This is a genomic window from Hydrogenoanaerobacterium saccharovorans (assembly GCF_016901815.1).
In the GTDB taxonomy this organism is placed as follows: Bacteria; Bacillota; Clostridia; order Oscillospirales; family Ruminococcaceae; genus Avimicrobium; species Avimicrobium caecorum.
On record NZ_JACSNR010000006.1, the window covers coordinates 43,810 to 68,686 of the forward strand.

Annotated in this window: 20 protein-coding genes and 1 pseudogene; 6 read left to right on the forward strand and 15 right to left on the reverse strand. The window is 51.2% G+C overall.

Annotation, left to right across the window (positions count from 1 at the left end):
• Positions 1-53: 53 nt before the first annotated feature.
• The 6 genes from H9X81_RS06890 to H9X81_RS06915 form a co-directional block, all read right to left on the reverse strand.
• A complete protein-coding gene (locus H9X81_RS06890) occupies positions 54-722 on the reverse strand; it encodes a class I SAM-dependent methyltransferase (protein WP_204720818.1) in 669 nt (222 codons plus the stop codon).
• Between the two features lie 373 nt (positions 723-1,095).
• Complete coding sequence (locus tag H9X81_RS06895; RefSeq protein ID WP_204720989.1) at positions 1,096-1,572, reverse strand: hypothetical protein; 477 nt, start codon at positions 1,570-1,572, stop codon at positions 1,096-1,098.
• A gap of 66 nt (positions 1,573-1,638) precedes the next feature.
• Entirely contained in the window at positions 1,639-2,235 is a 597-nt protein-coding gene (locus H9X81_RS06900; RefSeq protein ID WP_204720820.1) for a hypothetical protein, read from the reverse strand.
• Positions 2,232-2,765, reverse strand: coding sequence for an RNA polymerase sigma factor (locus H9X81_RS06905; protein WP_207751038.1), 534 nt, complete (start codon positions 2,763-2,765; stop codon positions 2,232-2,234). Before H9X81_RS06905 ends, H9X81_RS06900 begins: the two co-directional genes overlap by 4 nt.
• Positions 2,766-3,353: 588 nt before the next feature.
• Entirely contained in the window at positions 3,354-3,590 is a 237-nt protein-coding gene (locus tag H9X81_RS06910) for a hypothetical protein (protein WP_204720822.1), read from the reverse strand.
• A gap of 330 nt (positions 3,591-3,920) precedes the next feature.
• A complete protein-coding gene (locus tag H9X81_RS06915; protein ID WP_204720824.1) occupies positions 3,921-4,199 on the reverse strand; it encodes a DNA cytosine methyltransferase in 279 nt (92 codons plus the stop codon).
• A gap of 419 nt (positions 4,200-4,618) precedes the next feature.
• Between H9X81_RS06915 and H9X81_RS06920 the strand changes: the two genes are divergently transcribed.
• Together H9X81_RS06920 and cydC are read left to right on the forward strand one after the other, a co-directional pair.
• Positions 4,619-6,379, forward strand: coding sequence for an ABC transporter ATP-binding protein/permease (locus H9X81_RS06920; protein WP_243424065.1), 1,761 nt, complete (start codon positions 4,619-4,621; stop codon positions 6,377-6,379).
• Complete coding sequence (gene cydC, locus H9X81_RS06925) at positions 6,372-8,051, forward strand: thiol reductant ABC exporter subunit CydC (RefSeq protein ID WP_204720826.1); 1,680 nt, start codon at positions 6,372-6,374, stop codon at positions 8,049-8,051. The genes H9X81_RS06920 and cydC overlap by 8 nt, the downstream gene beginning before the upstream one ends.
• A 716-nt stretch (positions 8,052-8,767) precedes the next feature.
• Here cydC and H9X81_RS06930 read toward each other — a convergent pair.
• From H9X81_RS06930 to H9X81_RS06940, 3 genes are all read right to left on the reverse strand, one after another.
• Positions 8,768-10,366: a GLUG motif-containing protein gene (locus H9X81_RS06930; protein WP_204720829.1), complete on the reverse strand. Its 1,599-nt coding sequence runs from the start codon at positions 10,364-10,366 to the stop codon at positions 8,768-8,770.
• A 73-nt stretch (positions 10,367-10,439) separates the two neighbouring features.
• On the reverse strand, positions 10,440-12,188 hold the full coding sequence (locus tag H9X81_RS06935; RefSeq protein ID WP_204720831.1) for a hypothetical protein: 1,749 nt from the start codon (positions 12,186-12,188) through the stop codon (positions 10,440-10,442).
• A gap of 70 nt (positions 12,189-12,258) precedes the next feature.
• Positions 12,259-12,912, reverse strand: a complete 654-nt coding sequence (locus H9X81_RS06940; RefSeq protein ID WP_204720833.1) for a hypothetical protein — start codon at positions 12,910-12,912, stop codon at positions 12,259-12,261.
• Between the two features lie 623 nt (positions 12,913-13,535).
• Between H9X81_RS06940 and H9X81_RS06945 the strand changes: the two genes are divergently transcribed.
• Positions 13,536-14,333 (forward strand): agmatine deiminase family protein, encoded by a 798-nt coding sequence (locus H9X81_RS06945; protein WP_204720835.1) that lies wholly within the window; start codon positions 13,536-13,538, stop codon positions 14,331-14,333.
• A 112-nt stretch (positions 14,334-14,445) separates the two neighbouring features.
• Here H9X81_RS06945 and H9X81_RS06950 read toward each other — a convergent pair whose 3' ends face one another.
• Both H9X81_RS06950 and H9X81_RS06955 read right to left on the reverse strand, forming a co-directional pair.
• On the reverse strand, positions 14,446-15,447 hold the full coding sequence (locus tag H9X81_RS06950; protein ID WP_204720837.1) for a WYL domain-containing protein: 1,002 nt from the start codon (positions 15,445-15,447) through the stop codon (positions 14,446-14,448).
• A gap of 165 nt (positions 15,448-15,612) precedes the next feature.
• On the reverse strand, positions 15,613-15,891 hold the full coding sequence (locus tag H9X81_RS06955) for an AAA family ATPase (RefSeq protein ID WP_345941531.1): 279 nt from the start codon (positions 15,889-15,891) through the stop codon (positions 15,613-15,615).
• A gap of 363 nt (positions 15,892-16,254) precedes the next feature.
• Between H9X81_RS06955 and H9X81_RS06960 the strand changes: the two genes are divergently transcribed.
• Positions 16,255-16,959: a hypothetical protein gene (locus H9X81_RS06960; RefSeq protein ID WP_204720842.1), complete on the forward strand. Its 705-nt coding sequence runs from the start codon at positions 16,255-16,257 to the stop codon at positions 16,957-16,959.
• 111 nt (positions 16,960-17,070) lie between these two features.
• On the opposite strand, the pseudogene H9X81_RS06965 reads toward H9X81_RS06960, so the two are convergent.
• Both H9X81_RS06965 and H9X81_RS06970 read right to left on the reverse strand, forming a co-directional pair.
• Positions 17,071-18,182 (reverse strand): annotated as a pseudogene (locus tag H9X81_RS06965) (RtcB family protein).
• 37 nt (positions 18,183-18,219) lie between these two features.
• Positions 18,220-19,812 carry a hypothetical protein gene (locus tag H9X81_RS06970; RefSeq protein ID WP_204720843.1) on the reverse strand — a complete coding sequence of 531 codons (1,593 nt, stop codon included), beginning with the start codon at positions 19,810-19,812 and terminating at the stop codon, positions 18,220-18,222.
• Between the two features lie 134 nt (positions 19,813-19,946).
• Here H9X81_RS06970 and H9X81_RS06975 point away from each other — a divergent pair, with 134 nt between their 5' ends.
• Complete coding sequence (locus H9X81_RS06975) at positions 19,947-21,077, forward strand: PD-(D/E)XK nuclease family protein (RefSeq protein ID WP_204720845.1); 1,131 nt, start codon at positions 19,947-19,949, stop codon at positions 21,075-21,077.
• 306 nt (positions 21,078-21,383) lie between these two features.
• On the opposite strand, the gene H9X81_RS06980 is transcribed toward H9X81_RS06975, so the two are convergent.
• Positions 21,384-22,121: a hypothetical protein gene (locus tag H9X81_RS06980; RefSeq protein WP_204720847.1), complete on the reverse strand. Its 738-nt coding sequence runs from the start codon at positions 22,119-22,121 to the stop codon at positions 21,384-21,386.
• On the reverse strand, positions 22,118-23,029 hold the full coding sequence (locus H9X81_RS06985) for an ABC transporter ATP-binding protein (RefSeq protein ID WP_204720849.1): 912 nt from the start codon (positions 23,027-23,029) through the stop codon (positions 22,118-22,120). Before H9X81_RS06985 ends, H9X81_RS06980 begins: the two co-directional genes overlap by 4 nt.
• Before the next feature lie 415 nt (positions 23,030-23,444).
• On the opposite strand from H9X81_RS06985, the gene H9X81_RS06990 reads away from it, so the two are divergent.
• A complete protein-coding gene (locus H9X81_RS06990) occupies positions 23,445-24,860 on the forward strand; it encodes an amidohydrolase family protein (protein ID WP_204720851.1) in 1,416 nt (471 codons plus the stop codon).
• The last annotated feature ends 17 nt before the right edge of the window (positions 24,861-24,877 follow it).

Here is a 24,877-nt window from a genome sequence, read left to right on the forward strand (position 1 = left end):
AATGGTTGAATGGCAAGTCAAATGCCGTACTCGACCGCACTATTTTCCACTATTTATGAGATGCCACCCAGTTCTTCATTTTCTAAAAGGCTGCTGTTTCCCCGCATCGCCAGCACGCAAAGCCAATGCTTTTTCGCATTCCGATTTAGGATGACCTCAGAAAAACCTGCCTCGGTGAGAAAACGGGCAAGTTGGTCTCCATCGAAGATCCTCATCCCATCAATGACAGAAAGCCACTTGCTGGCGTGGGGATCTTCTCCATCCGACTCATTGACGATCAGAAAGATGCCGCCCGGCCGCAGAATTCGGTACACCTCTCGGAAGCTCTCCGTGGGACCAGGCCAGAAATATACCGTTTCAAATGCGGTTACCAAATCAAATGCGCCATCCTCGAAGGGAAGGCAAGACACCTCTCCCTGTATGATACGGCAGCGACCGGCTTGCAGCCCCTTGCGGTTCACACTCCTGGCCTTTTCCACAGATACTTCTGAATAGTCCAAGGCGGCGACAGTCGCGGCAGGGTATTTTCGCAAAAGGGCTCGGATATTCCGCCCACCACCGCAGCCCAACTCCGCGATCTCGGTGGGACCTGTTTCAGGCAAATAGCTAAGGCCCCAATCCGCAAGGGCAGCATGAGCACGATTCATGCTGCCCACCATGCACCTACCCAGCAATCCTTCGGGCTTGCGGGTATTGTTGAAAAAAGCCCTTAATATTCCCATAACTGCCTCCAGAAGTCGAATTGCGGTTAGCTATAACTAACTTCATTTATTATAAATCCTTTCTTGCGAAAAAGCAATATACAAGTGTGTTATCACTCTGCTTCACACTATGGGAATGCGAAAAACGTCCGCTCCACTGACGGAAAACAGATATTCACGGTCCCAATGGGAAAGCTGCCAGCTTCCCACAGCTCCGCCCTTTTGATCGTTTACACGCATTCTCGCAGTATCAACCACCGCGAATATTCTTCCGGTTCTATCGTGATTAGATGAGAAATAATAGCAAAAAAGAAGTAAGGGTGTCACTCTCGACCCAAATCGAAGAAGACGCTCCTTCTCTATTATGGTGAGGCATTCAAAAATAACTTTTCCCTCATATCGGAGCGGCAGGTTCATATATAAAATCATAAAGAAGGTCCCTGAAAAAGCCGTCTTGGTCAGTTCCTTCGCCTGTTTTGAGCCTTAATTCCCGCACTTTTGAGAACAATGAGAAAGATAGTGTGGGCAGGACAATGGCCATCATCCCAAAACTCTGCTTACAGGGATGGACACAACCTTTGCAGAACTTGTTATACTGGCGTCTGCCGTTCTCGTCCAGGAAGAACGTCCATTCCAGATGCCGTTTCTTGCTCCGGCTCATGAGTCGCCCAATTACAGGGACTTCTTCTGCGGGGCGGGCTTGTCTGGCGTTTTTCGTTCCGCCCACTCTCGTTTTACATCCTTCAACCGCTCCTGAATGGAAGTTTTTTCTTCGAGGTAGTCCTGCGCGCTTCGACCTGGCTTTTTCCACTTCCTTGACACGGCGGTCATTGTTGGCGATCCCGTCAATTAAAGACTGATTCCTTTCCAATAAAGAAAAGAGCGACTACATATTTTGTCAGTCGCTCTTTTGAAAGCTTAGTTGCAGTAACAGTCGTTATTTACGGTCAGCCATATATTTGTCTGTAAATGCTTTTTTACCGGCTAATAACCATTCTGGTTCTTCATCTTCGTACTCTCCAATTACCATTGGCCCTGTTTTAGTGCTATCATTTTCAAATACCAATTCAGCCCATCCTGCATTGTCGGGTGTCCCGCCCACTAAGATTACATGGTAATTTCCGTCCGCGTCTGTTGTTTCACATGAATAGTATGTTGTTTCGGAACATTGCTCTGTGATGTTAATTTCAGAGCTATCCATTACAAAATAAATTTGACCATCCCGCACCGTAATAGGGTCAGAATTTCCAGCACCATGAAAATATACTGAATAGTACCCTTGTTCATCTATTCCTTGCTCTACAAATCCACCAGTGAAAAATCCTATAACAGCTTCTCTAAAATCTGCGCTGGCCGCAAAAGCAGTACCAAACGACAGAACCCCCATCAACATAACTGCGGCAAAGCAAGCTGCTGCCTTGTGAAGTTTCCACCATTTCAGATGTAATCTATCAGGCTGCAATTCTGTCATTGCTTCCTCATAATATTTGCTATCGATTTCATTCATGGCATCGGAAAACAGTTTTGTGTTCATACAAACACCTCTCTTTCTATCAAATATTGTTTCATCTTTTGACGGATCAGGGAAAGCCGAACAGAAACATTTTTTTCTGATATTCCCATGCGTTTTGCTATGTCTGCATAAGTATCTATGTATGCGTATCGGCGCATGAAAATGATGCGCTCTTTTGTGGTCAATGTATCCAAAAAGCTCTCAATGATACGGGCAAGTTCTCTTGCTTCCACTTCATCTTCTACGGTTTTCTGGTCGGCAATACAGGCTTCTATTTCCTGCATAGCAACTGTGTACGTACTGTTTCGTTTTGCTGCCTCCTTGCGATAGTAGATTTTTAATGAAACATTCCGAACAATTTTCACGATATAGGATAACAAGGGTTCAGGTCTTGTTGGAGGAATGGCGTTCCATGCACCTAAGTAGGCGTCGTTGACACATTCCTCCGCATCCCGTCTGCTGTTCACAATGTTGTACGAAAGGTTGTGACAAATTTTTCCGTATTTAATGTCCAACTCTCGTATGGCTTGCTCAGAACGCTCGAAAAACAAATCAATGATTTCTTCATCATGTCACCTCCTTTCTTGTTTCACCCATATACTACGGTTTTAGCGGTAAATACTAAATGCTAGAGAAAAGTTTTTCAAAAAATTATATCATACTTTTTGTAAAGTTACTTGCGGCAGCTTTTGCCGCTTTACTGGCGGCTCTCCGGCGTTCCTCGCTGTATGGAGCGGTCAGGCGGAAAGAGAAGCGGTCTTTCTCAATGTCAAACTCCATGCAGTCCGTTTCTGGGTCTGCGTCGATCTATCAGCATACATCGGGGTGCTGCTCGGCGTAGGTAACAAGCCGCTTCTTCAAGGCGGTGTTGTGGGGGCGGATATGGATCAGCGGCTCTTTCTCGTCAAACCAAATGTAGGTGGTCGTTTCTCGCTTGGTAAGTCCTGTTCTCATAAACGCTCATTTCTGCGCCCTCGTTTGGAAAGAGCGACATTTTTGAGTGATTTTTCCCGGCTCTTGACTTAGGGAAACTGTGGGTTTTCAAATAGAAACCGCCCCGATGAACCATTCTTCGTCCGGGCGGCTCCTATCGCATAATTCCATTTTTCCCGGTTTTTGACTGTTAAACATAAATTAGCTCATACTATGTGTTCTCCTTTCTGTTCGGCGGCAGGGGCAGTTGCTTGGCTTGCTCTTGCTCCTGCTGCCCTTTCCATTGTCTGCGTTTTTTCCATATACGCTCCATCTTCGCCATCCTCCATTCCTTCCATATCCACATTTTGGGGATCCGCTGCCTCCACCTCCATCATCCCTCCCGACAGAGCGGTAAGGCCGCTAACGCAGGCCTTCAGGAAAGCGGTCACCTCCTGTTCCATAGGGACAGATATTGACACTCACCCCCGTTTCGTTCCTGGTGATGTACTGGAAAAAGGGATAGACCTGGGGCGGGCAGACCGCGTTCCCCGGGGGTTTCATGCACAGCACCAAGTTGTCCGTGTCCTCGGTCATGCGGAGGACTCATTCGGGCTCGGCACACCATAAGATGCGTCCGCCCATTTTGAAGGGATCCCATGAGCCATTCCTCCCAGCTCAGGTTCAGCGCCGCTTTCTCGGGACGGGGCTAATTCTGCCCCAGATCACTTGGACCGCCAGGTCGGAGGACGAGGATTTGTCCTGAAAGGCCGCCGGAGCTAGGGATAGTCCGCTCACTCGTATAAGCGGACTATTTCAAATCCTGCCGCTAGGTCCAATCCGCCTATGCCGGAAAAGAAGCTCGCACGGGTAAACCGGTCAGACATGGGACTGGTCCTCGTCATCCTCACAGTCCACATAGAAGACGCCAGCTCATATAGCTCCAGGGCCTTTAGTTGAGAAAGATCAGCCTTGTCGCCGAACACCAGATAGCGACCGGAGATGCTCCAGCGGTCAAACATCTGGTCAGCGATCTCGCAATGCCGACAGGCGATGTCGATCAGGTTCTGCATGTCCTGGTGATTCTTGGTTTTACCAGTGAGAAAGGATCACTGATACAGCATGGACTTTCTCGTCGATGTGGGCTTCGTAGGATTTTTCCTTAATAACACACAACTTTTCCTGTTCCATTTCGTGTTCCTTCCTGAGTTTTGGGCATAAGAAAACCCGTCCCAGTCGATGCGGTTTTTGAAAAATATATCTTGGTATGAGATGGTTTTGCAGCAAAAAGTCCGTCAAATCTTCTACTGTTTGCTGAAGAGAAAACCACATTTTTTGAAGAATCGTGAACTGCCCATTGCACGCCAACCATAACAGTGATATGATATCAGTCAGAAATACAGGCGCAGGGCGCATTTTTTCAGAGGACCAAGTTAGTCATATCTAACTTTATTCTCTGGGCTCTGTGTCAGGAAAGAAGGGATATGTTGCCATGCTTTTACTCAATCGCACCCTGCTCCGGATGGCCCGGGGATTGTGGGGATGGATCCTTGCCATTGCAGGCCTGAAGCTGCTGACCCTTGTCGGTACTGCGACCTTTGCCGGAATTGTATCCGGGTATCTGGGGAACCTTACTTCGCCTCAGCTCACCCTGGCAGATGCCCGGCATGCCATACTGGGAGCACTGTTCACTGCCCTGTGGATGCTGGGCACTGAACTGCTCACCGGCGAGGCCGAATACCGATGCACTGCCAAAGCCAGGCAATCATTGCGCACTTCCATCTTCTCCAAAATACTTGAGCTGGATGTGGGCAATATTGAAGTGATCGGCCCGTCCTCCGCCATCACCTCCGCCGTGGATGGAGTGGAATCCATGCAGGTCTATTACAGCAAGTATCTTCCGGGACTGATCTACTGCCTTACCGCCCCAGTTTATCTGTTTTTCCGGTTGAGGGAGATCTCCTTTCTCCCGGCTGTGCTGTTGCTGGCCGCTTCGGTGGTGCTGATGCCGGTAAACAACCTTTTCCGCCAGCACATCGAGTCTCTGAAAACGGGATACTGGAAAAGCCTGGAACAACTCACTGGCTATTATCTGGAAAGTGTCCGGGGTCTGACCACCCTCAAACTCTTTGACCGGGATGAGGATCGTACTCTGGGGCTTGAGGAACGCTCCCGGGATTTCAATGCCCGCATCATGGATGTAATGAAGGTAAACTTTGCCTCCTTCCTTGTTACAGACGGACTGATCTATGGCTCCATGACCGCTGCGGTATGCCTGACAGCCTGGCAGCTGACGCAGGAACAGGTCACCTTTGGCCAATCCCTCATGTTCCTGATGCTGTCCTTTGGCTTTTTTGGCTCGGTGCGCCAGCTGATGACCTCTACCCACGCAGCGCTGGCCGGAGTATCGGCCGCTGACAAGATGGAGCAGCTGCTGGCCATCGACACCACTCGTCCCTACAATCCCCAGCTCCCACCGGAAGTTCCCTCCTATGAGGGGATCCGGCTGGAGGGAATCCGCTTTTCCTATCCCCACCGGGGCACCACCCTCGAAAACCTTTCCCTGGACATTCCCAAGGGACAGGTTACGGCTCTGGTGGGGCTTTCGGGCAGTGGAAAATCCACCATTGCCGGGATTCTCATGCGTTTTTATGACCTGGACCAGGGGCGCTGCCTGCTGGAAGGCCGGGACTATATCAGTATGACGCCGGAAGAGCTGCGCCGGCGGGTTGCTATGGTTCCGCAGACGGTAAATCTCTTTACCGGCACCCTGGCAGAAAACCTGCGCATCGCTGCCCCGGATGCCACCGATGACCAGCTGCTGGAAGCACTGGGCCAGGTGCGACTGTTGGACTGGGTACTGGCCCAACCCGAAAAACTGGAAACACCTGTGGGAGATGCCGGAAGCCGTCTTTCCGGTGGACAGCGGCAGAAGGTGGGCATAGCCCGGGCGCTGCTGAGCCAGGCCGAATACCTGATCCTGGACGAAGCCACTTCCAGTGTGGATCTGGACAGTGAACGGGAAATCTGGAACTGCATTGATGAGCTGGCCAAAAGCCGGACGCTGGTTCTGATTTCCCACCGGCTTTCCAGCATCCGGAACGCTCACCGGATCTATGTCCTGGAACAGGGACGCATATCCCAGCAGGGATGTCATCCGGAGCTGATGAATCAGGGCGGCCTGTATCGTCGGCTGGTGGAAGAACAGGCCCAGTTGGAGCAACTGGGCGAGGAGGAGCTTTGCCATGAATAAACGATTTTCCTATACCATTCCCCAAATGACCCGAAGACTGCTGCGCATTGCTGCCCCGGTGAAAGGGTTGCTCATTATTTCCACTCTGGCCAGCATTCTGGGAAATCTGGCCCAGATCGGCCTGATGTCCTCGGGTGCACTGCTGCTTCTGGCCAGCCAGAAGCTGATACCGGCAAATCCGGCGTTGTGCGCTGCGGCCATGGCAGGATGTGCGGTGGTGATCGTAGCCGGCCGCTATACAGAAGGTGTAATCTCCCATGCCGGCGCCTACCGGCTGCTGGCAGATATGCGGATCCAGTTATACCGCACCCTCCGTCCCCTGGCTCCGGCCTGCCTCATTGACCGTGAAAAGGGCGATATTCTCAGCATCGCTGTATCGGATATTGAAACCATTGAATTCTTCTTTGCCCATACCATCGGGCCACTGTTCACCGTCATCCTCCTGCCCTGTGTGACATTGCTGCTGGCACTGCATTTCCATCCTCTGTTTGCAGCTGTACTGCTGCCGGTGTATCTGGTGGTCAGCCTCCTCTTCCCTCTGATTGCAGTGCGCTCGGGACGAAAAGTAGGTATGGAATACCGCCAGCGTCTGGGCGCCCTGAAATCCATGGTTCTGGAAAGCGTCTATGGTCTGCGGGATATCCAGATCTTTGGATGGGGCCCCCGGCGCCTGGAGCAGATCCTCCGCCAGAACCAGCAGATCAACCGCTCCGCCCATGGTCTTACCCTGCACCGCCAGACGGTTTCCTCTGCTCCTACTTTCTTTATTTATCTGGCACGGATTCTGATCCTGGCTGTTGCCTCCCATCTGGCTGCCACCGGATCAGATCAGGTGGCAGGTACTGTGATTCTCTCATTTGCTGCCACCGCCTCCTTCTCCTCCACACAGTCACTGACCATGGTGGTTTCCAATCTTCTGGAAACCTATGCTGCAGCAGAACGGCTCTTCCAGCTGGAAGATACGCCGCCCGCCGTATCCCATCCAGTTTCTCCTAAGAGCTGTGGGCCTATCCGCCAGGTAGAATTTGACCGGGTAAACTTTTCCTATGCTGGTCAGTCCAAACCTGTGCTCGACCACTTTAGTCTGCTGCTGAACCCGGGAGACAAACTGGGTATCATGGGAGAAAGCGGCATCGGTAAATCCACTGTGCTGCGTCTTCTCCTCCGTTTCTGGGAACCGGATTCCGGTCAGATCCGCATCAACGGTATCCCTCTGGAAGAAATTGACCCCCAGGAGCTGCGCCGGCGTATAGCTGTCCTGGAGCAGGACACCTTCCTTTTCCAGGGCACCATCGCCGAAAACATTGCCATTGGCAAACCGGATGCCACTCTAACTGAAATCCAGACTGCTGCCCGTCGGGCAGGCCTTCATGACTTTATCTCCACGCTCCCCGAAGGATATGATACTCCAATGGGAGAAATGGGTAGCCGACTTTCGGGAGGAGAAAGACAGCGGGTTGGAATCGCCCGGACCATGCTGCTGGACCCGGATCTCATCGTAATGGATGAGCCAACCAGTAGCCTGGACATCCTCCGGGAAAAGGAACTGCTGTATACACTGCAGAAGGCGTGCAGTGACAAGATGCTCTTGCTGGTATCACACCGTCCTTCCACTCTCACCGGTTGTACACGGCTGATCCGGCTTGAACATGGAAAAGCTGTTCCTGTATAACTGCACCTTTGCCTTTACTATGTGTCTATTGCTTTCACATCCAAAAACTTGATTTCTTTGATACCGATGGTATATTGGTAAAAAGATCATTTCTCATGTCTTCTCTGACCCACACCCTGACCCATACGGGGAAATCTCCTTATGGAACCAGTGGGACAAGGAGTGCCAAAGAAGATGCAAATAGCTAGCGAAAAGAGCCAAAGAAACCCATTCTGCGCTATTTAAATGGGTTGGCTACCCTTCGTAATCAGCAGATCGCGCGTTCAAGTCGTGTCACTAGCTCCAGAAAGAAAAGGCTCCCTGATTCGGGAGCCTTTTCTTTCTGGAGCACCGGGTTTTGCAACTCGTGTAAAACCCGCGCTTGCGGGCGGTTTTCCGCTTCGCTTTTAGGGGATCGGAACCTTTGGTTTCTCTACAAGTGTCCTTTTTCTTCTCCAGCGACTCGCCCTGAGAACGCTAATGACTCACTAACGATAGCTATCGGGAAATGGCACAGGCCAATATTAAACTAAAGCTATGATCGATCACACCAAGTGATTTCCTGATGAAAAAGAAACTTCCCAAAGCAATTTTCCGAGTACAATCTCAGAGTACCTGAGGTTTCTGTAAAACAGGCGTTTTCTACCCCGCCAGATCTGAGGCAGAATGCCATCAGGACATCCAATCGATCAGAATGACCGCAGCCGGCGGTATAAAGCTATGAGTATGTTTCGGGTTTATCCGAGAATTTCGACCTCCGGCTCCTCCGGAACCAGATTATAGTAGTCATTTACCGGCTCCCAGGCTGCAGTCAGGCTGCCATCCACAGTGCAGTCCAGAATGCTTCCTCCGTTGGCCATGCCACAAAATCCGCCTACATACCAGGCTTCCGCATGGGTGAATACCTCCGCCTGTGCATGACAGCGCACAAAATTACCGCTGGAGCAGCGGCCCACCAGACCGCCGATGTCCGAAGGGATAACCTCCCCATCCGGAACTGCGTGTACCGCTCCCGATACCTGACAATCCGCAGTAATACCGCCAGAGGATATTCCAATCAGCCCGCCGACATACCGGTTGCACTCCACTTCCACTTCGGCGGTGCAGTCACGGACCACTGCTTCGGAACCGAGACTCATCAGCTGCCCGATCAAACCGCCGGTATAGCTGTTTCCGCTCACAGTTCCCTGAACTGAGACCCTCTCCACTGTTCCGTAACAGGTTCCAGCCAGCAAGCCCACATAGCGGCTTCCACTCGCGGACCCTCCCAACACTTGGGCATTTTCCAGCCGGAGATCCCGCACTGTGCCGTTCTGTCCGATCAGCGCAAACAATCCCATGCCGCTCATGGTTTCCTTGGGGAATTTCCGCGATCGAACCTCTATGAAAGCAGCACCTTGTTCCTCAGTAATGGTCAATCCAGTGATTGTATGTCCCTGTCCGTCAAACACGCCGTTGAAGCCCTGCCGGCTTGGGTCCCGCTCCGGGTCGTCTTCATCCTGGAAGGTCAGCACCCGCTCATTGAACCCGATGGGAGTCCATTCCACGCCGGTCAGGTCAATATCCGCTGTAAGCAGATAAGTGTCATTCTGCTGGAGATACCCACTCTCATTGATGCGCTTGGCAGCAGCCAGCAGTTCCTCGGCAGTAGAGATCTCAATCACCTGGGACTCCTGTTCCGGCAGCAGATCTGTACGCTGCGTTACGCTCACCAACTGGAACAGTGCATCCCCTGGCTGGAAAGTTTCCTCAAACAGCGGCGGTACTTCCTCAAGCTCACAGCAGACAAACCGATAGGTCACCGGAGTCAGGATTCCACGGTCACTTTGCCGCTGATAGGTCACCTCCCAGATTCCGGGCTCCGGAGATACAGCTGATTCCTCTTGTAAGGTGAAGGGAAGCGTTTGCTCGTCCAGGTAGGTGGAAAAATGTATGGAAGCATCGGAATCCAGACCGGGCTGATCTCCCTGGAAGAACAGGCCGCACGCCTCTCCGAGAACACGTTTTGGAATACGCCAGCCTCCCTCCGAATCCCGGAACTGCTCATCCAGTCTGTACATTCTGAGAACCCCAAATCCCAGCAGCTCTGGTGAATCAAGTTCTTCCCCCTCTTCCAGAGTCTTTCCACCGGCCTTCAGTTCGTAGACCGATGCAAGCTCTGAAAGCAGCGCACTCTCTTCCGCTGTCAGCGATGGGGGTTCAGATTCGGAAATGGTCGAACCGGACAGCTGACTCTCCTGTTCCGACAGCACATCCTCCCCGGACGGCGCACAGCCGGACAGAGCGATCAACAGAACCGCCAGTCCCAGCATCAGCCCGATTTTTCCTTTCTTCATACAGCGTATCCTCCTTTTGGTTGGCTATCCCGAGTGTTGCGGTACACTGCCGCTATTCTGATTCACTTTTCTCCTATGCGTTCGGACCTGTCCCGGCAGTTCCGGACAGCTCATCAGAAACCGGCACCAGGATTACACCCTTTTCACCATCATGGACAAAGTAACTGGTCAGAATCCAGCCCTCCAGCGTCACTGCCAGAGGCTGAATCCACACATTATTCCGGCCAGACACAGTCACGCCGGTATCCACCAGGCTCCGGTCCGCAAAGTCAAAGCGGTACAGCCGCTGCACAGTATCCTCCTGCTGTTCCTGTTCGGCACAGACAAATGCCATCCCGCTTTCCCCGGCAATCCAGTGTTTTGCTGTATACTGTCGGGCATCAAAGTCCAGCTGCTCCAGCATTCCGGTCCCGAAATCAAAGTAATAAAGCCCCCCGGGTTCAAAATCAGTTGTATGCTGAGTCAGCACCAGACCTTTATCCCCAATACAGTTCATCTCCCAGCGATCCCGGGAAAACAGGACTTCCTCACCGGTTTCCACCGACACCAGAATCCACTCTTCGATCCACTCGAATCCATAGGTTCTGGTGAGCACCCAGTTTCCGCCGCCCAGAATCCGTGGGTCAGCCTGGGCTCCCACAGTACCATATTCTGTTTTCCGGAAGTTATTTTCCCGCAGACAGTGCACTACCCCGGTTCCGGTATCCAGCAACTGCAGTCCTTCGGGATCGGTCCACACCCAGTACCGCAGATCTTCCGACACATCATATCCCCCAATCTGCTGTCGGCTGGAATCCCCATCTCCGACGATAGCCTTCATCAGCTCCTCCGGCAATCCGATCACGCTGGCTTCTGACCCGCTGCTCCGGACGGGATAAAGTCCGTCCCCGCCGGTAAGGTACGGTGCACCATTTCCCCGGATCAGCCGGGAAAATCCCTGGAACAGTGAAGGCACCCGGATTTCCACACAGTCGGGTGTCTGCCAGTCCGGCGGACAGTACTCCCAGAACTTCCAGGTCTCGGAGCCCTGATCCAGGCTGCTGTATGTGCCGAGGATCAGCGAATCACCGACAGTCAGTGCATTCATCGGATAGAACCATCCGAATCCATGGTAAAACCACTCCTGACGGCTCATTTCCAGCATGGGAATCACCTGTCCGGACAGATTGGCCTGATCGGTTGGTGTGGCGATGGTGCGCATCGACCGGAAGATGAGATCTCCTTCTGCCCGCACCTCCATGGTGTAGAAATCCCGGCTGAGGGGTTCTCCGCCCGGATTGAGCGAGTCTTCCGAAGAAATCACTGCTGTCGCCGTCCCATCACCGTTGTACTGAAAGCTCTCCAGCTCCTTGCCCCAGGGTCTGTCCCCATTCCGGTATCCAGGCAGAACCCAGTCGCTCTCAAGCGGCCAGCGAATCCGGAAATCCCGGGTCTGAGCATCATATTCCAGCTGATTGCGCAGCCGCTCCGGGTCCAGTTCCCATACCGTATCCAGAACTTTGCCAAAGTAGCGCTCCATCTGCTGTTCCATCTTTTCCTCCGGGAACCGGTACCAACCCCAGCCAAGCTCTTCCAGTCCGGCTGCTCCGCCATTCTCATGGAGATAGCTGTAAAGACAGTACTCTGCCAGATCATTCGGATCAATGTCCTCCGGGGCGGTGAACTCATCCTGAAGCGGAAGAAGCGCCATGGAAAAATACTCCTGCCACAGCTGCTCCAGTTCCTGGGCATCCGTGACTTTCCGGGCCGGAACAGCCGGTTCTTCCCCACAACCGCAGAGAATCATCAGAAGTGCCGCTCCCAATGCCAGAATCCGTTTCATATTCCGCGTTCCTCCTTTCACGCTTCGGGGCGGTCTGCACCCGGCGCCGGGCTGAAGTTCGCCGGAAAATCTACTCCTGCTTGGCGTAATAACTATCGGTCAGACGCCAGATTCCGTCTTCCCGTACCAGCACCAGTGTGTCCCGCCAGCTCTCGACCAGGCTCGCATCCGCCTCAATTGCAATCCGGTCTTCAGCCTGTTCCACAATTTCTGCTGTTTCAAAATCCCATTGGAACGGCCTTGCAACGCTGCCTACACTGCCAAGGACATAGAGATGATCGTTCAGATCCCAGTACATGCCATATCCCGTCTCCGGGTCATAAAAGAAATGGGACAGGTCCGCTGCCTGCGGTTCAAACACAGTCAGGAGGTCCTGACGCATCTCCCCGACAGACGAGTAGGGCAGATGATGAACCAGCAGGAACTCCTGGGTGTACCGACCATCCGGACTCAAAATTTCCACCTTTTCCGGCACTCCATCGGTACTGTCGGTATCCCAGCGAATAATGGACACCAGCCCCTCCTCCCGATAAACTTCTTCCCCATAGGTCAGATAGTTGAGGTAGTGTGCCTTCTCTGTCAGATCCTCTGCCAGCGTGAGGGCTTCCTCTTCAGTAAGCGTTTCCCGGTGCTGAAGCTCCCAGAGCTGCGATACCCGATCGACGTCATCGGTCCAGTAGTATGCCGTCTCCCCAAAAGAATCCTCAGCCGGAAACTCTGGCATTGCTTCCGGGCCGGAACTTGAAGAGGTTTCCTCCGGCAGCGATTCAGATCCGGAAGAGGATGCCGGATGTCCTGCGCATCCGGAGAGTACTATCAGCAGCGCTGCTGCAGCCGCAAGCCATCTTTTCATCAGAATTCCTCCATTTCTAAGCCATTGGTGCAGATGGATGCCGGGCAAGCCGGAGAAAGTGTCCGGAATAGTCACTCAACATACTGAATAACTCACACGGTTCTGCAAAGCCGCAGCAGTAAAGACATCCCCATCTATTCCGCAAAAAGCAGAAACAACATAGCTTCCAGATGATACAATATCTCATGGATGAAAGCAATTTTGGCATGCTTTTTCCTGTATGTCCTAAATACAGGACCTTTCTCGTGGTATAATCAAGGAAAAGCTATTGAAACGATAACTCTGACAGAATATTTGAATCTCTTATTGCAGGGAGTCTGATCCATGCAGATGCATTCCAAACTTCTTTAGGCGTACCATCAGCATGGCAAAGTCAAAAACGATGCTTAACCCTGATTTTTGTACTGCCAAACATAATCCTCCTGCTGTCCATCAGCCTCTGTCACACAGTTTCAAAAGCTTTTCAATCTAAAAATAAAGGACCGGTCTGCGCTATGCTCTATTTTTCTTCTTTGCTGAAAAATCCCCCCTATACCCAAGACGCTGATGTGCTCTTTTCCGCACTTAGGTCCCATAGAGAGGATTTTTGCCTCTTTGATGGCGGAAAAAATATCTGGGCCAGAGACTATATGCCCATCCGGAGCCACAAAGGAGAACTCCTGTCATTCCGATACAGTCCAAGTTACATGGCGGATTGTCCGGCAGAGTACACCAACTATCGGACCGACATCCGCTTCCCCTTCCCGACCCGCTATTCCAGCATCAATCTGGATGGTGGCAACGCAGTATTTTCGCCATCCAGGAAAACGGTGATCATCAGTGACCGGATCTTTTCCGAAAACCCGGAATGGAATCGGGAAACATTGGAAAAAGAGCTTTCAAAACTTCTGGACGCCAGAATTATCTTCATCGAATCCCTGCCCTCTGACTTCACTGGGCATGCCGATGGAATGGTGCGGTTTTTGTCTGAAGATACTGTCCTGATCAATAAAACCTCTTTCAAACGCGGACTGGAGCAGCGCCAGTCCCAGGCCCTGCGAGAACTTGGATTTACTGTGGTGGAATTTCCATATTTCTACTCTGGAGGTATCAGCGCAGTGGGTTCTTATCTGAACTATCTGGAAACACCCAAGCACATATTTCTTCCTGTGTTTGGTATTTTCACAGATGCGGATGCGCTGAAGGAGGCTTCCGGTCTGTTCCGGAAAGACATAGTTCCGGTTCTGCTCTCCGCAATACCGAAGAAAGGAGGCGCACTGAACTGCATCAGCTGGGAAGACGGGATTGACTGATAAACTATAAAATCTGCTCGGTCTCTTGTCCTGTATCAGCCAAATAAAAACAGGGGAGTCTTTTGGGCTCCTCTGTTTTTTTGATTTCAGAATATTCAAAAAAGATCTGCTTTTACTTTTCCTCTGTGTTCTGACTGTATTTTGCAAGTCCCGTTTCCAGAACCCCACGGATTCTGCTCCGGAACGACTCCGGCGCAAGGATCTCCACATGATTGATATATTGCATCGCCCAGTGCTCCATAGCATTGGGGCTCACCCGAACTGTGACATGGACCTTTGTGGAATCTTTCGCTTCTCTCATCTCAACCTCAGGGCCAAACCAGTCAACAATCTGATCGACAATCTCCTTATCCGCAAGAAAACGGATTGTCTCCTTGGGATCTGTATACATATAGGGCAAACCGGAGGCAAGTTCCTGATAATTCACTCCCTGCTCGTATCCAGGAATGTTTCGCAGCGGGGTTGCTTTTCGATCTGCAATCTTGATACTGGTGATCCGGTCCAGTCTGTGGAATACCATATTGCCCCAGTATTCACTATATGCCATCAGGTAGTACCTCTGATTGTGGAGGATCATCTGATAGGGACTTACATACTGATGAGAAGACCAGTGCAGCTTTTTATCCAGTCCGAATTTGTTGTAATTGTAATGGATCTGTTTGCCCTGCTCGATGGCGGAATCAATGACATCGATATTGTAAAAGAGGGACTGGTTCTCGGTTTTGCCCCAATCGCCCACTGAACAGATATACCGCACCCGTGCCTTGAAATACCGATTGGAGAGCTGACAGATCCGGTCAATCAGATCTTTCGAATGCCGGGTGGTAATATACCGGCTGCTCAGGATTCCATCAATCATCATGCGCAGCTCTGAATCCTCAAACTCCCGGCACACCAGATAGCTTCCCTCCCGCACTGAAGCAATATCTGCGCCGGCTTCCTTGAGAAGGGAAAGGTTTCTGCCGATCGCCTTTCGCTCCATTACAATCCCATAATCGTGATCCAGATAGTGCGCAATCGTTTCCTGTGTCAGCGGATGGTCGCAATCACTGTACTGCTTGAGAATCTGCCAGATTCGGAGTAAGGCTAGTTTTTTGGGCTCCAGACTCTCCATTTTGATCCCTCCTGAACTGCTGCTTTTGCTTATAGTGTAGCGGATCATTGTTATGAAGTCAAACAAGCTCCCCGGGCTCAAGGAAAATCAGCTGCACCATATTTTCTCTTCCCAATTGTATTCTCTTATATCAGATCCCTCAGCGTATAAGGTATAATATGGCCATTATTCTTCACTTCCTGGACAGCAGAAGCCCCGATCCACAAGTGCTGGGGCCATTTTCTCGAGGAAATCCTGATTCTGTGCAAAAATTTCCTTTGCCTTTCTGTAATAGCGCTCAACTTCCGCTGCAGCAAGCTGCTCCCAAATAAACAATGTCCCGGACGCATCTTTCCAGCAAAAGAAAGAGCGGCAGCCGCTTTCTTCGATCAGAGCTTCGGCCATCAGCGACTTCCCCACCCCCGGCTCGCCATAAAGCAGCAGCCCCTTTCGGTGCCGAAACACCCAACCAGCTGTATGCCTCCCGGGTTTTCAGGGTATCACTGATCTGCTGAAGCTCCCTTTTTACCAAGGCATATCCGATAATTCGATCAAAAGCACTCATCATAAAAACTTCCTTTCGTCCTGGATGTGCTTTCAATATATCATCGGACATGTCCCTTTTTGTCCCGCTTAAACTGGAATCCGGCCCTGCGGGTTGTTTGGATTTCCCCGCGTTGGTCGCCGAAAGCCCTGTGGGACAAAAATGTCCCACTGCCGACTGCACACCTTGCAGCGCTGTGTTTCCCCTGCTATCATGATGACAGGAGTGAAGACGATGGAAAATCTGTCTTTCAGCCCTGTGACACCCGGAAAGGAGAAGTGAAAATGGATATTCTGAAGAACAAAGTAAAGGAACTGGAAACTCAGACAGACCATGAAGCGATTGTAAAAAGCCTGCAGGAAATCGGAAAATTGCTGCTGACCGACTATGTGGTTCAGGTTGATGACGTCACTGTTGAGCCCCTGTGGGTTGAGGCCTATTACTACAACCAGAACTGTTTTCCCGATCCGTTTGTCCACGGTCGACCGGAACAGAAAGAATACGATATACTGTACTTTCATCACAGCACCGATGACCAGAGAAATGGCGTAGATCTCTGTCTTTCGCTGGGTGATTACTATCTTTCGTTCCTGCTGAAATACACCACTGTAAATGGACAGCTGAAGTCACAGTCTGAGCTCAGCCCGCTGATCCGGGAAAAATATGCGGAAGGAAAGCAAAACGACATTCTGATGCACAATGCAAATCCCGAAGGTCTCATTTCCTGTACTACCAGAATCGGCCTCTCTGACTCCGAGGAAAAGAATCCCGAAATCAAAGAAATGAAGAGCTTTTTCAAAAACGAAAAGCTGGCAATTGCACGCGATTTTGACAAGGAGTTTGATGCAAAGGTCAAGCTACCCAAGCGGGAAAGCCTTGTCAAGGAGTATCTTGCCGATAAAGCAGAGATGAGTCAGGCCGACAAGGCTGACTTTTGTGTAAAAAAACTCGGTTATTGCCTGAGTGAATACAAGCCGTCAAAGAAATAACCTATGTGGGACTCCTCCGCTGACGGGTACAAAGTCAACTGGATCCACAGACCAATAGAAAAGCTGCCATATCTGAGATATGGCAGCTTTCTTGTCTGTTCAGGCCATGATTTACCGATCACTGGCCTTGAAATTGTAGACAGGCTTGATAACCTGATCGATCCGGACAGTATCCCGCACATTCTCAAGGATTTCATCCATTGGCTTGTAGGCCATGGGACACTCGTCTATGGTATTCTTTGACACAGAGGAGGTGTAAATGCCCTTCATGCTCTCCTTAAAATCATGAAGAGTATAGTTGTTCATGGTCTCTTTCCTGCTCAGCCTTCGTCCAGCGCCATGAGGTGCACTGCAGTTCCAGTCACTGTTTCCACAAGCCCTGTGCAGATAAGGCTCCCGTCCCGCATATTCATCGGGATCAGCAGTCTCTCTCCTTCTTTCGCTGATACAGCGCCCTTCCGCAGGATCATCTGCTCCATATCAATATAGTTGTGAATCGTTGTAAAACTGCTTTCCTCTGTCAGATGCAGGCGATCCAGGATCTCCTCCTTGATGATTGTTCGGTTCAGGTCCGCAAACTTCTGCATAATCTCCATGTCATGAAGATACTCCTGCATTGCGTTTCCGGTCAGATATGCCAGCCCATAGGGGATTTCTGTCTGAGTGCGCCCTCCACATTCCTTATAGGCGATTTTCTGGTAGTATTCCGCTACCCGAAGTCCTGGATTCCGGCTCCCTGTATGGATCACAAGATAGAGGCTCTCCCCATCTGTATCGACTTCGATAAAATGGTTTCCTCCTCCCAACGATCCCAGACTTTCCAACGCCCGGCGGGTATCGATTTTCTTAAAGCAGCACAGCTTCTGGATATCCAGACGACCATGACTCCGGTGCAGCCGTTCCCGAACATTGCGGCCATAGGGAATATTGGCCCGGATTACGCTGTCAAGCTCGGGAAAGTTCAGCCGCTTTTCTTTCAGCTTCACCGTCAGCATTCCACATCCAATATCCACTCCCACCAGATTGGGAATCACCTGATCTGTAATCGTCATGGTCAGTCCGATTACACAGCCTTTTCCGGTATGTACATCCGGCATAATCCGGATTTTACTGTTCTCCGACTGAGGCCGATCGCAAAATGTGCGGATCTGTTTTTCTGCCGATGGTTCCAGAAGCTGTGTAAATACGATTGCTTCTCCATATTTTCCATGTACCTCTATCATTGCTTTTTCCTTTCTCTCGAGACCATGCCATTTCTGTTCAGTCTCCTAAAATATCATACCACATCTGGCTGCACCACTCCTGTACCGCCTGAAATAATCGGGATTTATGTATATCGGTGTTGATGCTCGGCTCTATCCGGCAGACGGTATAATCCTGAATCTCCAGCACAGCCCGGCATGTCCCACACTTCCAGATCCCAACATAGGTATAGCCATAATCCATATTCTGAAACAGCCTCAGACACTCAACGCCATCCCGCTCGGCCTTGCTGAATTCCCAGGCAGTCATCATCGAAGCGAAGAGGTACTCTCCGACCAACTCCGGTGCAAAGAACTGCCCGGCGTGCATTTCAGGAATCCGGCGCTGTAAAATCAAAGGACTGGCCCTCCATGCTCCCCTCTGTCCCTGGATCATCTTCCGGTACATAGCTGGCTCCATGGCAGAGAGCTCTACCATACACTCCAGGGAGGACAGATCTGTCAGTTGATGATAAATCCATTCACTGTCATACTGCGTTTTTAACTGCCTTAATACCTCCCAGATCCGCCCGTAAAAATGCAGATAATACAGTACCCAGATCGACAGTGGTGATTTCATCAGCATATAGAGATAGTTGGAATCCTCAAACAGCCGTTCCAGTTGTTCTATTTCCCCGAGGAAAAGCAGAAATTCCGGACGGCTCTGGAGAAGCTGGTTGATCGGCTGGTAACCTGACACTTCCAGGGTTTGAATAATTCCAGGCAGTTTCTCCTTCCGATGCATTCCTCCAGAAACTGTTGGCAGATCGAGGCCCTCCATGACGATGTCTGAAAGCGGCTGCAAAAGGGTTTGTACTGTCAGATAAAACGACCGGCTGTATCCGATATACCGGGTCAGATATAAAATCTGTTCCAGATGCAGTTCCGCATCCTGAAACGGGATCGCTCCCGGGTAATACTTCCGGAACATCTTCCGGAACTTCTGGAGAAATGGATTTCTGAAAAAGACTGACAGAAGCGGATCTTTCTGATACCAGCACTCCCATCTGATAAGCTGCCGTTCCCACAGAATCCTGTCCGCTTCCTGCAGAACCAGGCGAATGGAACCATTCTCCATATCCAGGATTGCCCGTTCTTCCACCTCAGTTTCATGCTCTGACAGACAAGGCCATGCTGACGGGCAGCCTTCCCCCTTCCGCAGCTTGCCGGAAACAGTAATACAGCCTGGTTTTCCTTTCAGCTTCACAAGCTGAATATCATCGCTTCTCGCACCATCCAGACCGCACACCGGACAAATCAGAATCTTCTTGCCTGTCAATGGCAGATTCAACTGTAAAACCGGTTTGTCGGCCTGGGGAAACCGAATCCACTGCCGGATCAGATCATCCGAAAGGCCTGGCGGCGATTTCTGCCCTTTTGTCGGAAAATACCGGATATAGGCCGGAATTCGTGCCCCGCAGCATGGGCAGACATAAAAATGCCGGCGCAGCAAAATCTGATCTCCAGCCCGTTCTGCAGAGGTGCAGCAGAGTTTATACTGCGTCTGCAGCAGCTTCTCTGCCCGCTGCGGACCAAGCCCCAGTACACGCTCCTTCAGAATGAACCCCTGATGCAAAAAACACTGCTCCTGCTGTTCTGTCTGATTCTCCATCTTTCGCTCTCCTCCTTTCCTCCTCAGTATAGAAAAATCAACGGGACAAAAATGTCTCATTTCCCACTGCCGCACTTGTACCGCACAATCCAGACTGTTACAATGAATATATTCCAACGATAAGGAGGATTCCCATGGCACAGAGAGACCTCACCCATCTTTCCGCATTTTTGGATCAGCTCAGGCCACTGATTCCAGAGCCTGCTGCTGCGCAGTTCAATCTCCTGAATATTCTTCAGGTAAGCTCCCGGGAGGTGCCAATCTGCCGGCTGCTGGCAGCTCTGATGGAACCAAACGGGGCCCATGGGCTGGGAGTTTTCCCGATGCAGCAGTTTCTGACCGATATTCTGGGGCAAAGCTGCCCTCCGGAAGATTTTGATTACGCCTATCTCGAATTGGAGGACCATACAGATGCAAACCGGCGGGTGGACATCGCCCTCTATACCAGGGGCGGAAAGCAGGTCTTTCCCATTGAGGTGAAAATCTGGGCCGAAGACCAGGATCAGCAGCTCTGTGACTACTATCACTACTATGAACACCTGGGGCATGCGCTTCCTGCCGGAATCTGCTATCTGACGCCATACGGCACCTGCCCTTCACAAAAGAGCATTGGCGATCTGCGACCGGATCAGATCCGGCAGATCAGCTTCCAGCGAGATATTACGCGATGGCTGAATGCCATCATTCAGAAAGCAGATGAACAGCAGAACTTTCGCACTGCCGACACAGCCCGGCAGTTTCAGGAGGTAATCCGTTCTATGACCGACACCAATACCGAAAGAATCACAGACACCCTGTTCCCGGAGAGCAATCCAATGGAAAACATCAGCATCCTGAACTACCTGTATCAGAACCGGGATTCTATCCTGCGCAGTTTCCAGCTTCGCTATCTTCAGATGGCCCTGTACCCATTGCCTGAGGGAATTGAAGTCCGGGTTTTGAATGGCGCTGAAGATCCTAACCGGATCATGGATGTGCTGCGTGACGGAGAGATCATTGCGGGAATCTATATTGAAACCAATCTCTATCTCCAGGTCGAGGACTCCTATGCGATCCTGGATGCAGATTCCAGCAATAATCCGTCACGCTGGCGGTACCTGTACCGCCGCTCCTCCCAATCGCCCATCTGCCTGAAACGCCCCTGGGCCAACACTCCGCCTCTGTCCGATCAGGGTGATGACCGGATCTGCAATCTGAAAGCACTCTGTGACGCCATTGTCCCCATAGAGCTCTTCTGCTCTCCGGCGGCAAATGATAAGCAGTAAAAACTGCCCCATCTCCGGGCCATACACTGCAGGCCGGCAAAAACAGTGATTGCTTTCTCAGCCGGACTGTAAAAGCCCGTGTCCCCACAGACAGACGAATTTTTCCCATAAAAACAGACGCCGTCAGCGATAAGTGCTGACGGCGTCTGCCGTTTTATATGAAGATATTCACTCCATTGATTCCTGTGCTCTCCGGCTCATTGATACCGGGGACAGCCTTCTCCATTCCTTGATCCGCCGGATCTGGAGTTTCCGATAAAATTCGCAAAGCCAGGAAATATCGTGCTGTACAGACCCAGGGTTAAATTACTTGACATCCTGACGCCTCAAGAGTCTGAACCCAATGAAAACAGACACAACAAAGTATCCGCACAATACAATGAAGCACGGCAGGAACGATGACAAATCATTCGATGCTTCATAAACAGACGGCATATATGTGGAAATTTTGAGAAAGTCAAGGCTGATATGAATCTTCAAAAAGCTCAGAACCATTTCCACAATCTGCGGGATATTGGGAATCACAAGGCCCAAAATAACGCCTGTAATTGCATTCCTGGTGAAAATCGCCATTGTAACCGCAAAGCTGATGTATGCCATTACAAAGAGGATGCGTGCTGCTGCGGAAAGCGCATAGTAACCAGGATAAAGGACTGTCCCCATGCCGAATCTGCTGCTTGCAATACCTCCCATAACGATACTGCTGATCAGCATTTCCAGCAAATATGCAGCAGATATTACGAAAACAATCGAGAGATAGTACTGCTCCTTCGGGATACCCCGTCCTATGATATTCTTCATCACGCCGGAGCGATAGGCTTCAGCAATCATATTGGTTGTAAGCAGCATAAAGGCATAGAGAACGATATCTCCACCCATGAATGTGCTAAACAGACTTTCTGTCCCCGGAACAACGCCTGTTTCAGGCCCCGGGGAAAGGAATCGGATCGACATAAACAGAAAAGCCAGGCTGAAAGCAAGACATCCAAAAAAGAAATTGTCTTTTTTCAGCTGATAAATATGTCCGCGGATTAGATTTTTCATACTGCCTGCCCCCCCGAGAGTTTTTCTACAAAGAATTTCTCAATATCGCCATCGTTGGCTCCCAAACCACATACACGCACTTTGTTTTCAACCAGGAATTGATTGAGATCCGCCGGGTTGATTTTCTCATGCAAACGCAGGCTCTGATTGGAAAGAATCTCGCAGGGAACATCCGGATAACGCGCTGCAATGAGTGTTTTTGCCTCCTGCAGGTATTCCGGCTCAACCATAACATGGACACCGCTGCTGCACACGCTTTCCAAAGTTTCTTTGCTGAACTCGTCAATCAGATGTCCGCCGTCGATAATGGCATAATCCGTTGCCAGCTTATACAGCTCACTCAGGATATGGCTGGCAATCATGATTGTGGTGCCATTTTCACGATTCAGCGTCTCCAGCATCCTGCGCATCTCATATACGCCTTCCGGATCAAGGCCATTGATCGGCTCATCAAGAATGAGAAGATCCGGATTTCCCAACAGCGAAATGGCAATGCCCAATCTCTGCTTCATTCCCAGAGAGAACTGATACGCTTTCTTTTTCCCAGCGTTCTGCAGTCCAACCATTTCCAGTATTTTCTGATGATCCTGGGATTTAAGACCAAACAGCAGCGAAAAATAGCGCAAATTTTCTAACGCTGTCATGTGCTCATAGATGCCTGGTTTTTCAATCAGCATTCCCATGTGACTGCGCACCGTGTTGTCATTTGTCTTTCCCAGCAGTGTATAGCTGCCTTCGCTTTGCTGTGCCAGACCGCAGACAATACGCATCAGTGTGGTTTTTCCCGCTCCGTTTTTTCCCACCAGACCATAGATCGACTTCTTCGGCACATGAATGCTCACATGATCCAGAACTGTTTTTTCTCCATAAACTTTCGATAGGTTATCGGTCTGCAAAATATATTCCATACCATCTCCACCTTTTCTTGGATTTTTGTACAAAAAGCACTAATTGTTTAATATCAGTAAAATTTATCAGCCTTCCCTATATGTCAATAAGCTATGAATTTTTGGTTAATATCCCAAAAATTGTAACAAAATTGGGAAACTGTTTCCATTATCACTTCCGGGAAGGATCTTCCTCGTCCTCTATGCCGCAAAAACAGGTGCGGAGAACCGCTTCCTGCGTACATTCAAAGAAGCCAATTCTGTCATCTGGCACTAGAAAAGTCAGTCAATCCGGATAAAACCGGACGGCTATACCCCAAAGACAAGGGTTTCAAGAAATCTCACCCGAACGAAGGGACAGCAGAGCCTTGAACTTTGTCGGGCCGGATGTTAGAATAAAGCCAAAAAAAGCCCCCGAATAAAGGAGGAGACAGCCATGTATGACATTCTGCTTACCGATGCCATGGTGATCCCTGTGGACCCGGAGCATCACATCTGGGAGAAGGGCTATATTGCCATCACCGGAGACCGGATTGCGGCTCTGGGACCGATGGAGGAACTGGGCGGCGAACTGCCCCAGGCCCGGCAGCACATCTCACTGAAGGGGCTTGTTCTGCTTCCGGGACTGGTGGATGGTCACGGTCACGCGGGACACTGCCTGATCAAAACCCTGGGCGAACACCGGGAGGACTGGGAGGATATGGCCCAGGAAATCTACTACTGCTGTACCGATGAGGAATTCTGGTATGCGGAAGGTGCACTGGCAGCGGCAGAGCGGCTCAAGTTCGGCACCACCACAGCGGTGAGCATGCTGGGCAGCACACCGCGCATTGACCGTCCTGAGCCGGTGGGTGCCAATCTGGAGGGTTCTGCTTCGGTAGGAATTCGGCAGCTGACCGGCATCGGCAGCGCCTATGGAGCCTTCCCCAAGCGGGCCCGGGTATGGGAGGCAGACGGCAGTTTCCGGGAGTATGAAGTCACCCCCGAAATGGCCTGGAAAACCACCGAGGAAACCCTCCGCCGCTACAACGGACGGCATCCGCGGCAGATCTTTATTGTAGCGCCGGGACGGATGGGACTGCGCCCGGATGAGAGCCGGGAGATGAACATCCGGCACAACCGGGAGATGGACCGTCTGACCCGGGAATATGATGTACCGCTGCACACCCATGCCTATGGCGGTGATGTACAGTTCCTGTATGACACCACCCCGGAGGTACTGACTCCCCGGCTTTCGCTGGTACACAGCACCGGATACAGTGACCGGGAGCTGGAGATTCTGGCGGAAACCGGCGCCTATGTATTCCACGGCCCCACCACCCACAGCAACATCACCGGACACTGCCGGGTAATGGAGATGCTGGAGCAGGGGGTCAATCTGGCGGTTGTCACCGACGGCACTGCCTCAGACCGCAGCTATGACCTCTGGCGGGATATGAAGAACATCCAGCTGCTGCAGCGGTACCGATACAAGGACGGCAGTCTGCTGCCCTGCGGACGGGTGCTGGAGCTCTGCACCATCGAACCGGCCCGGGCATTGGGAATGGATCATCTCATCGGTTCGCTGGAGCCGGGCAAGAAGGCAGACATCATTGCGGTTGATGTAATGCAGCCGCATCTGGCGCCCTTTGGCGTAATGCCGGTGCAGCGTCTGGTCTACCATGCCATGGGTCAGGATGTGGACTGGGTGATGGTGGATGGCCAGGTGATGATGGAGCATCGCCGCCTGACCCAGGTATCGGAACAGGCTGTGCTGGAACGGGCAGCAGCAGCCTTTGATACTATGATGCGCCGTCTGAACCGGCGGGACATTCTGGAAAATGAACATCTGTATGACCTGCGCCAGGGATAAATCCCTCTGGTGAGCAG

Excerpts from the sequence above, each read along its gene's own strand:
- H9X81_RS06890 (WP_204720818.1), bottom strand. The coding sequence starts at position 722 with ATGGGAATATTAAGGGCTTTTTTCAACAATACCCGCAAGCCCGAAGGA.
- H9X81_RS06900 (WP_204720820.1), bottom strand. The coding sequence starts at position 2,235 with ATGAACACAAAACTGTTTTCCGATGCCATGAATGAAATCGATAGCAAA.
- H9X81_RS06910 (WP_204720822.1), bottom strand. The coding sequence starts at position 3,590 with ATGGAACAGGAGGTGACCGCTTTCCTGAAGGCCTGCGTTAGCGGCCTT.
- H9X81_RS06915 (WP_204720824.1), bottom strand. The coding sequence starts at position 4,199 with ATGCAGAACCTGATCGACATCGCCTGTCGGCATTGCGAGATCGCTGAC.
- H9X81_RS06920 (WP_243424065.1), top strand. The coding sequence starts at position 4,619 with ATGCTTTTACTCAATCGCACCCTGCTCCGGATGGCCCGGGGATTGTGG.
- cydC (WP_204720826.1), top strand. The coding sequence starts at position 6,372 with ATGAATAAACGATTTTCCTATACCATTCCCCAAATGACCCGAAGACTG.
- H9X81_RS06930 (WP_204720829.1), bottom strand. The coding sequence starts at position 10,366 with ATGAAGAAAGGAAAAATCGGGCTGATGCTGGGACTGGCGGTTCTGTTG.
- H9X81_RS06935 (WP_204720831.1), bottom strand. The coding sequence starts at position 12,188 with ATGAAACGGATTCTGGCATTGGGAGCGGCACTTCTGATGATTCTCTGC.
- H9X81_RS06940 (WP_204720833.1), bottom strand. The coding sequence starts at position 12,912 with ATGCCAGAGTTTCCGGCTGAGGATTCTTTTGGGGAGACGGCATACTAC.
- H9X81_RS06945 (WP_204720835.1), top strand. The coding sequence starts at position 13,536 with ATGCTCTATTTTTCTTCTTTGCTGAAAAATCCCCCCTATACCCAAGAC.
- H9X81_RS06950 (WP_204720837.1), bottom strand. The coding sequence starts at position 15,447 with ATGGAGAGTCTGGAGCCCAAAAAACTAGCCTTACTCCGAATCTGGCAG.
- H9X81_RS06960 (WP_204720842.1), top strand. The coding sequence starts at position 16,255 with ATGGATATTCTGAAGAACAAAGTAAAGGAACTGGAAACTCAGACAGAC.
- H9X81_RS06970 (WP_204720843.1), bottom strand. The coding sequence starts at position 19,812 with ATGGAGAATCAGACAGAACAGCAGGAGCAGTGTTTTTTGCATCAGGGG.
- H9X81_RS06975 (WP_204720845.1), top strand. The coding sequence starts at position 19,947 with ATGGCACAGAGAGACCTCACCCATCTTTCCGCATTTTTGGATCAGCTC.
- H9X81_RS06980 (WP_204720847.1), bottom strand. The coding sequence starts at position 22,121 with ATGAAAAATCTAATCCGCGGACATATTTATCAGCTGAAAAAAGACAAT.
- H9X81_RS06985 (WP_204720849.1), bottom strand. The coding sequence starts at position 23,029 with ATGGAATATATTTTGCAGACCGATAACCTATCGAAAGTTTATGGAGAA.
- H9X81_RS06990 (WP_204720851.1), top strand. The coding sequence starts at position 23,445 with ATGTATGACATTCTGCTTACCGATGCCATGGTGATCCCTGTGGACCCG.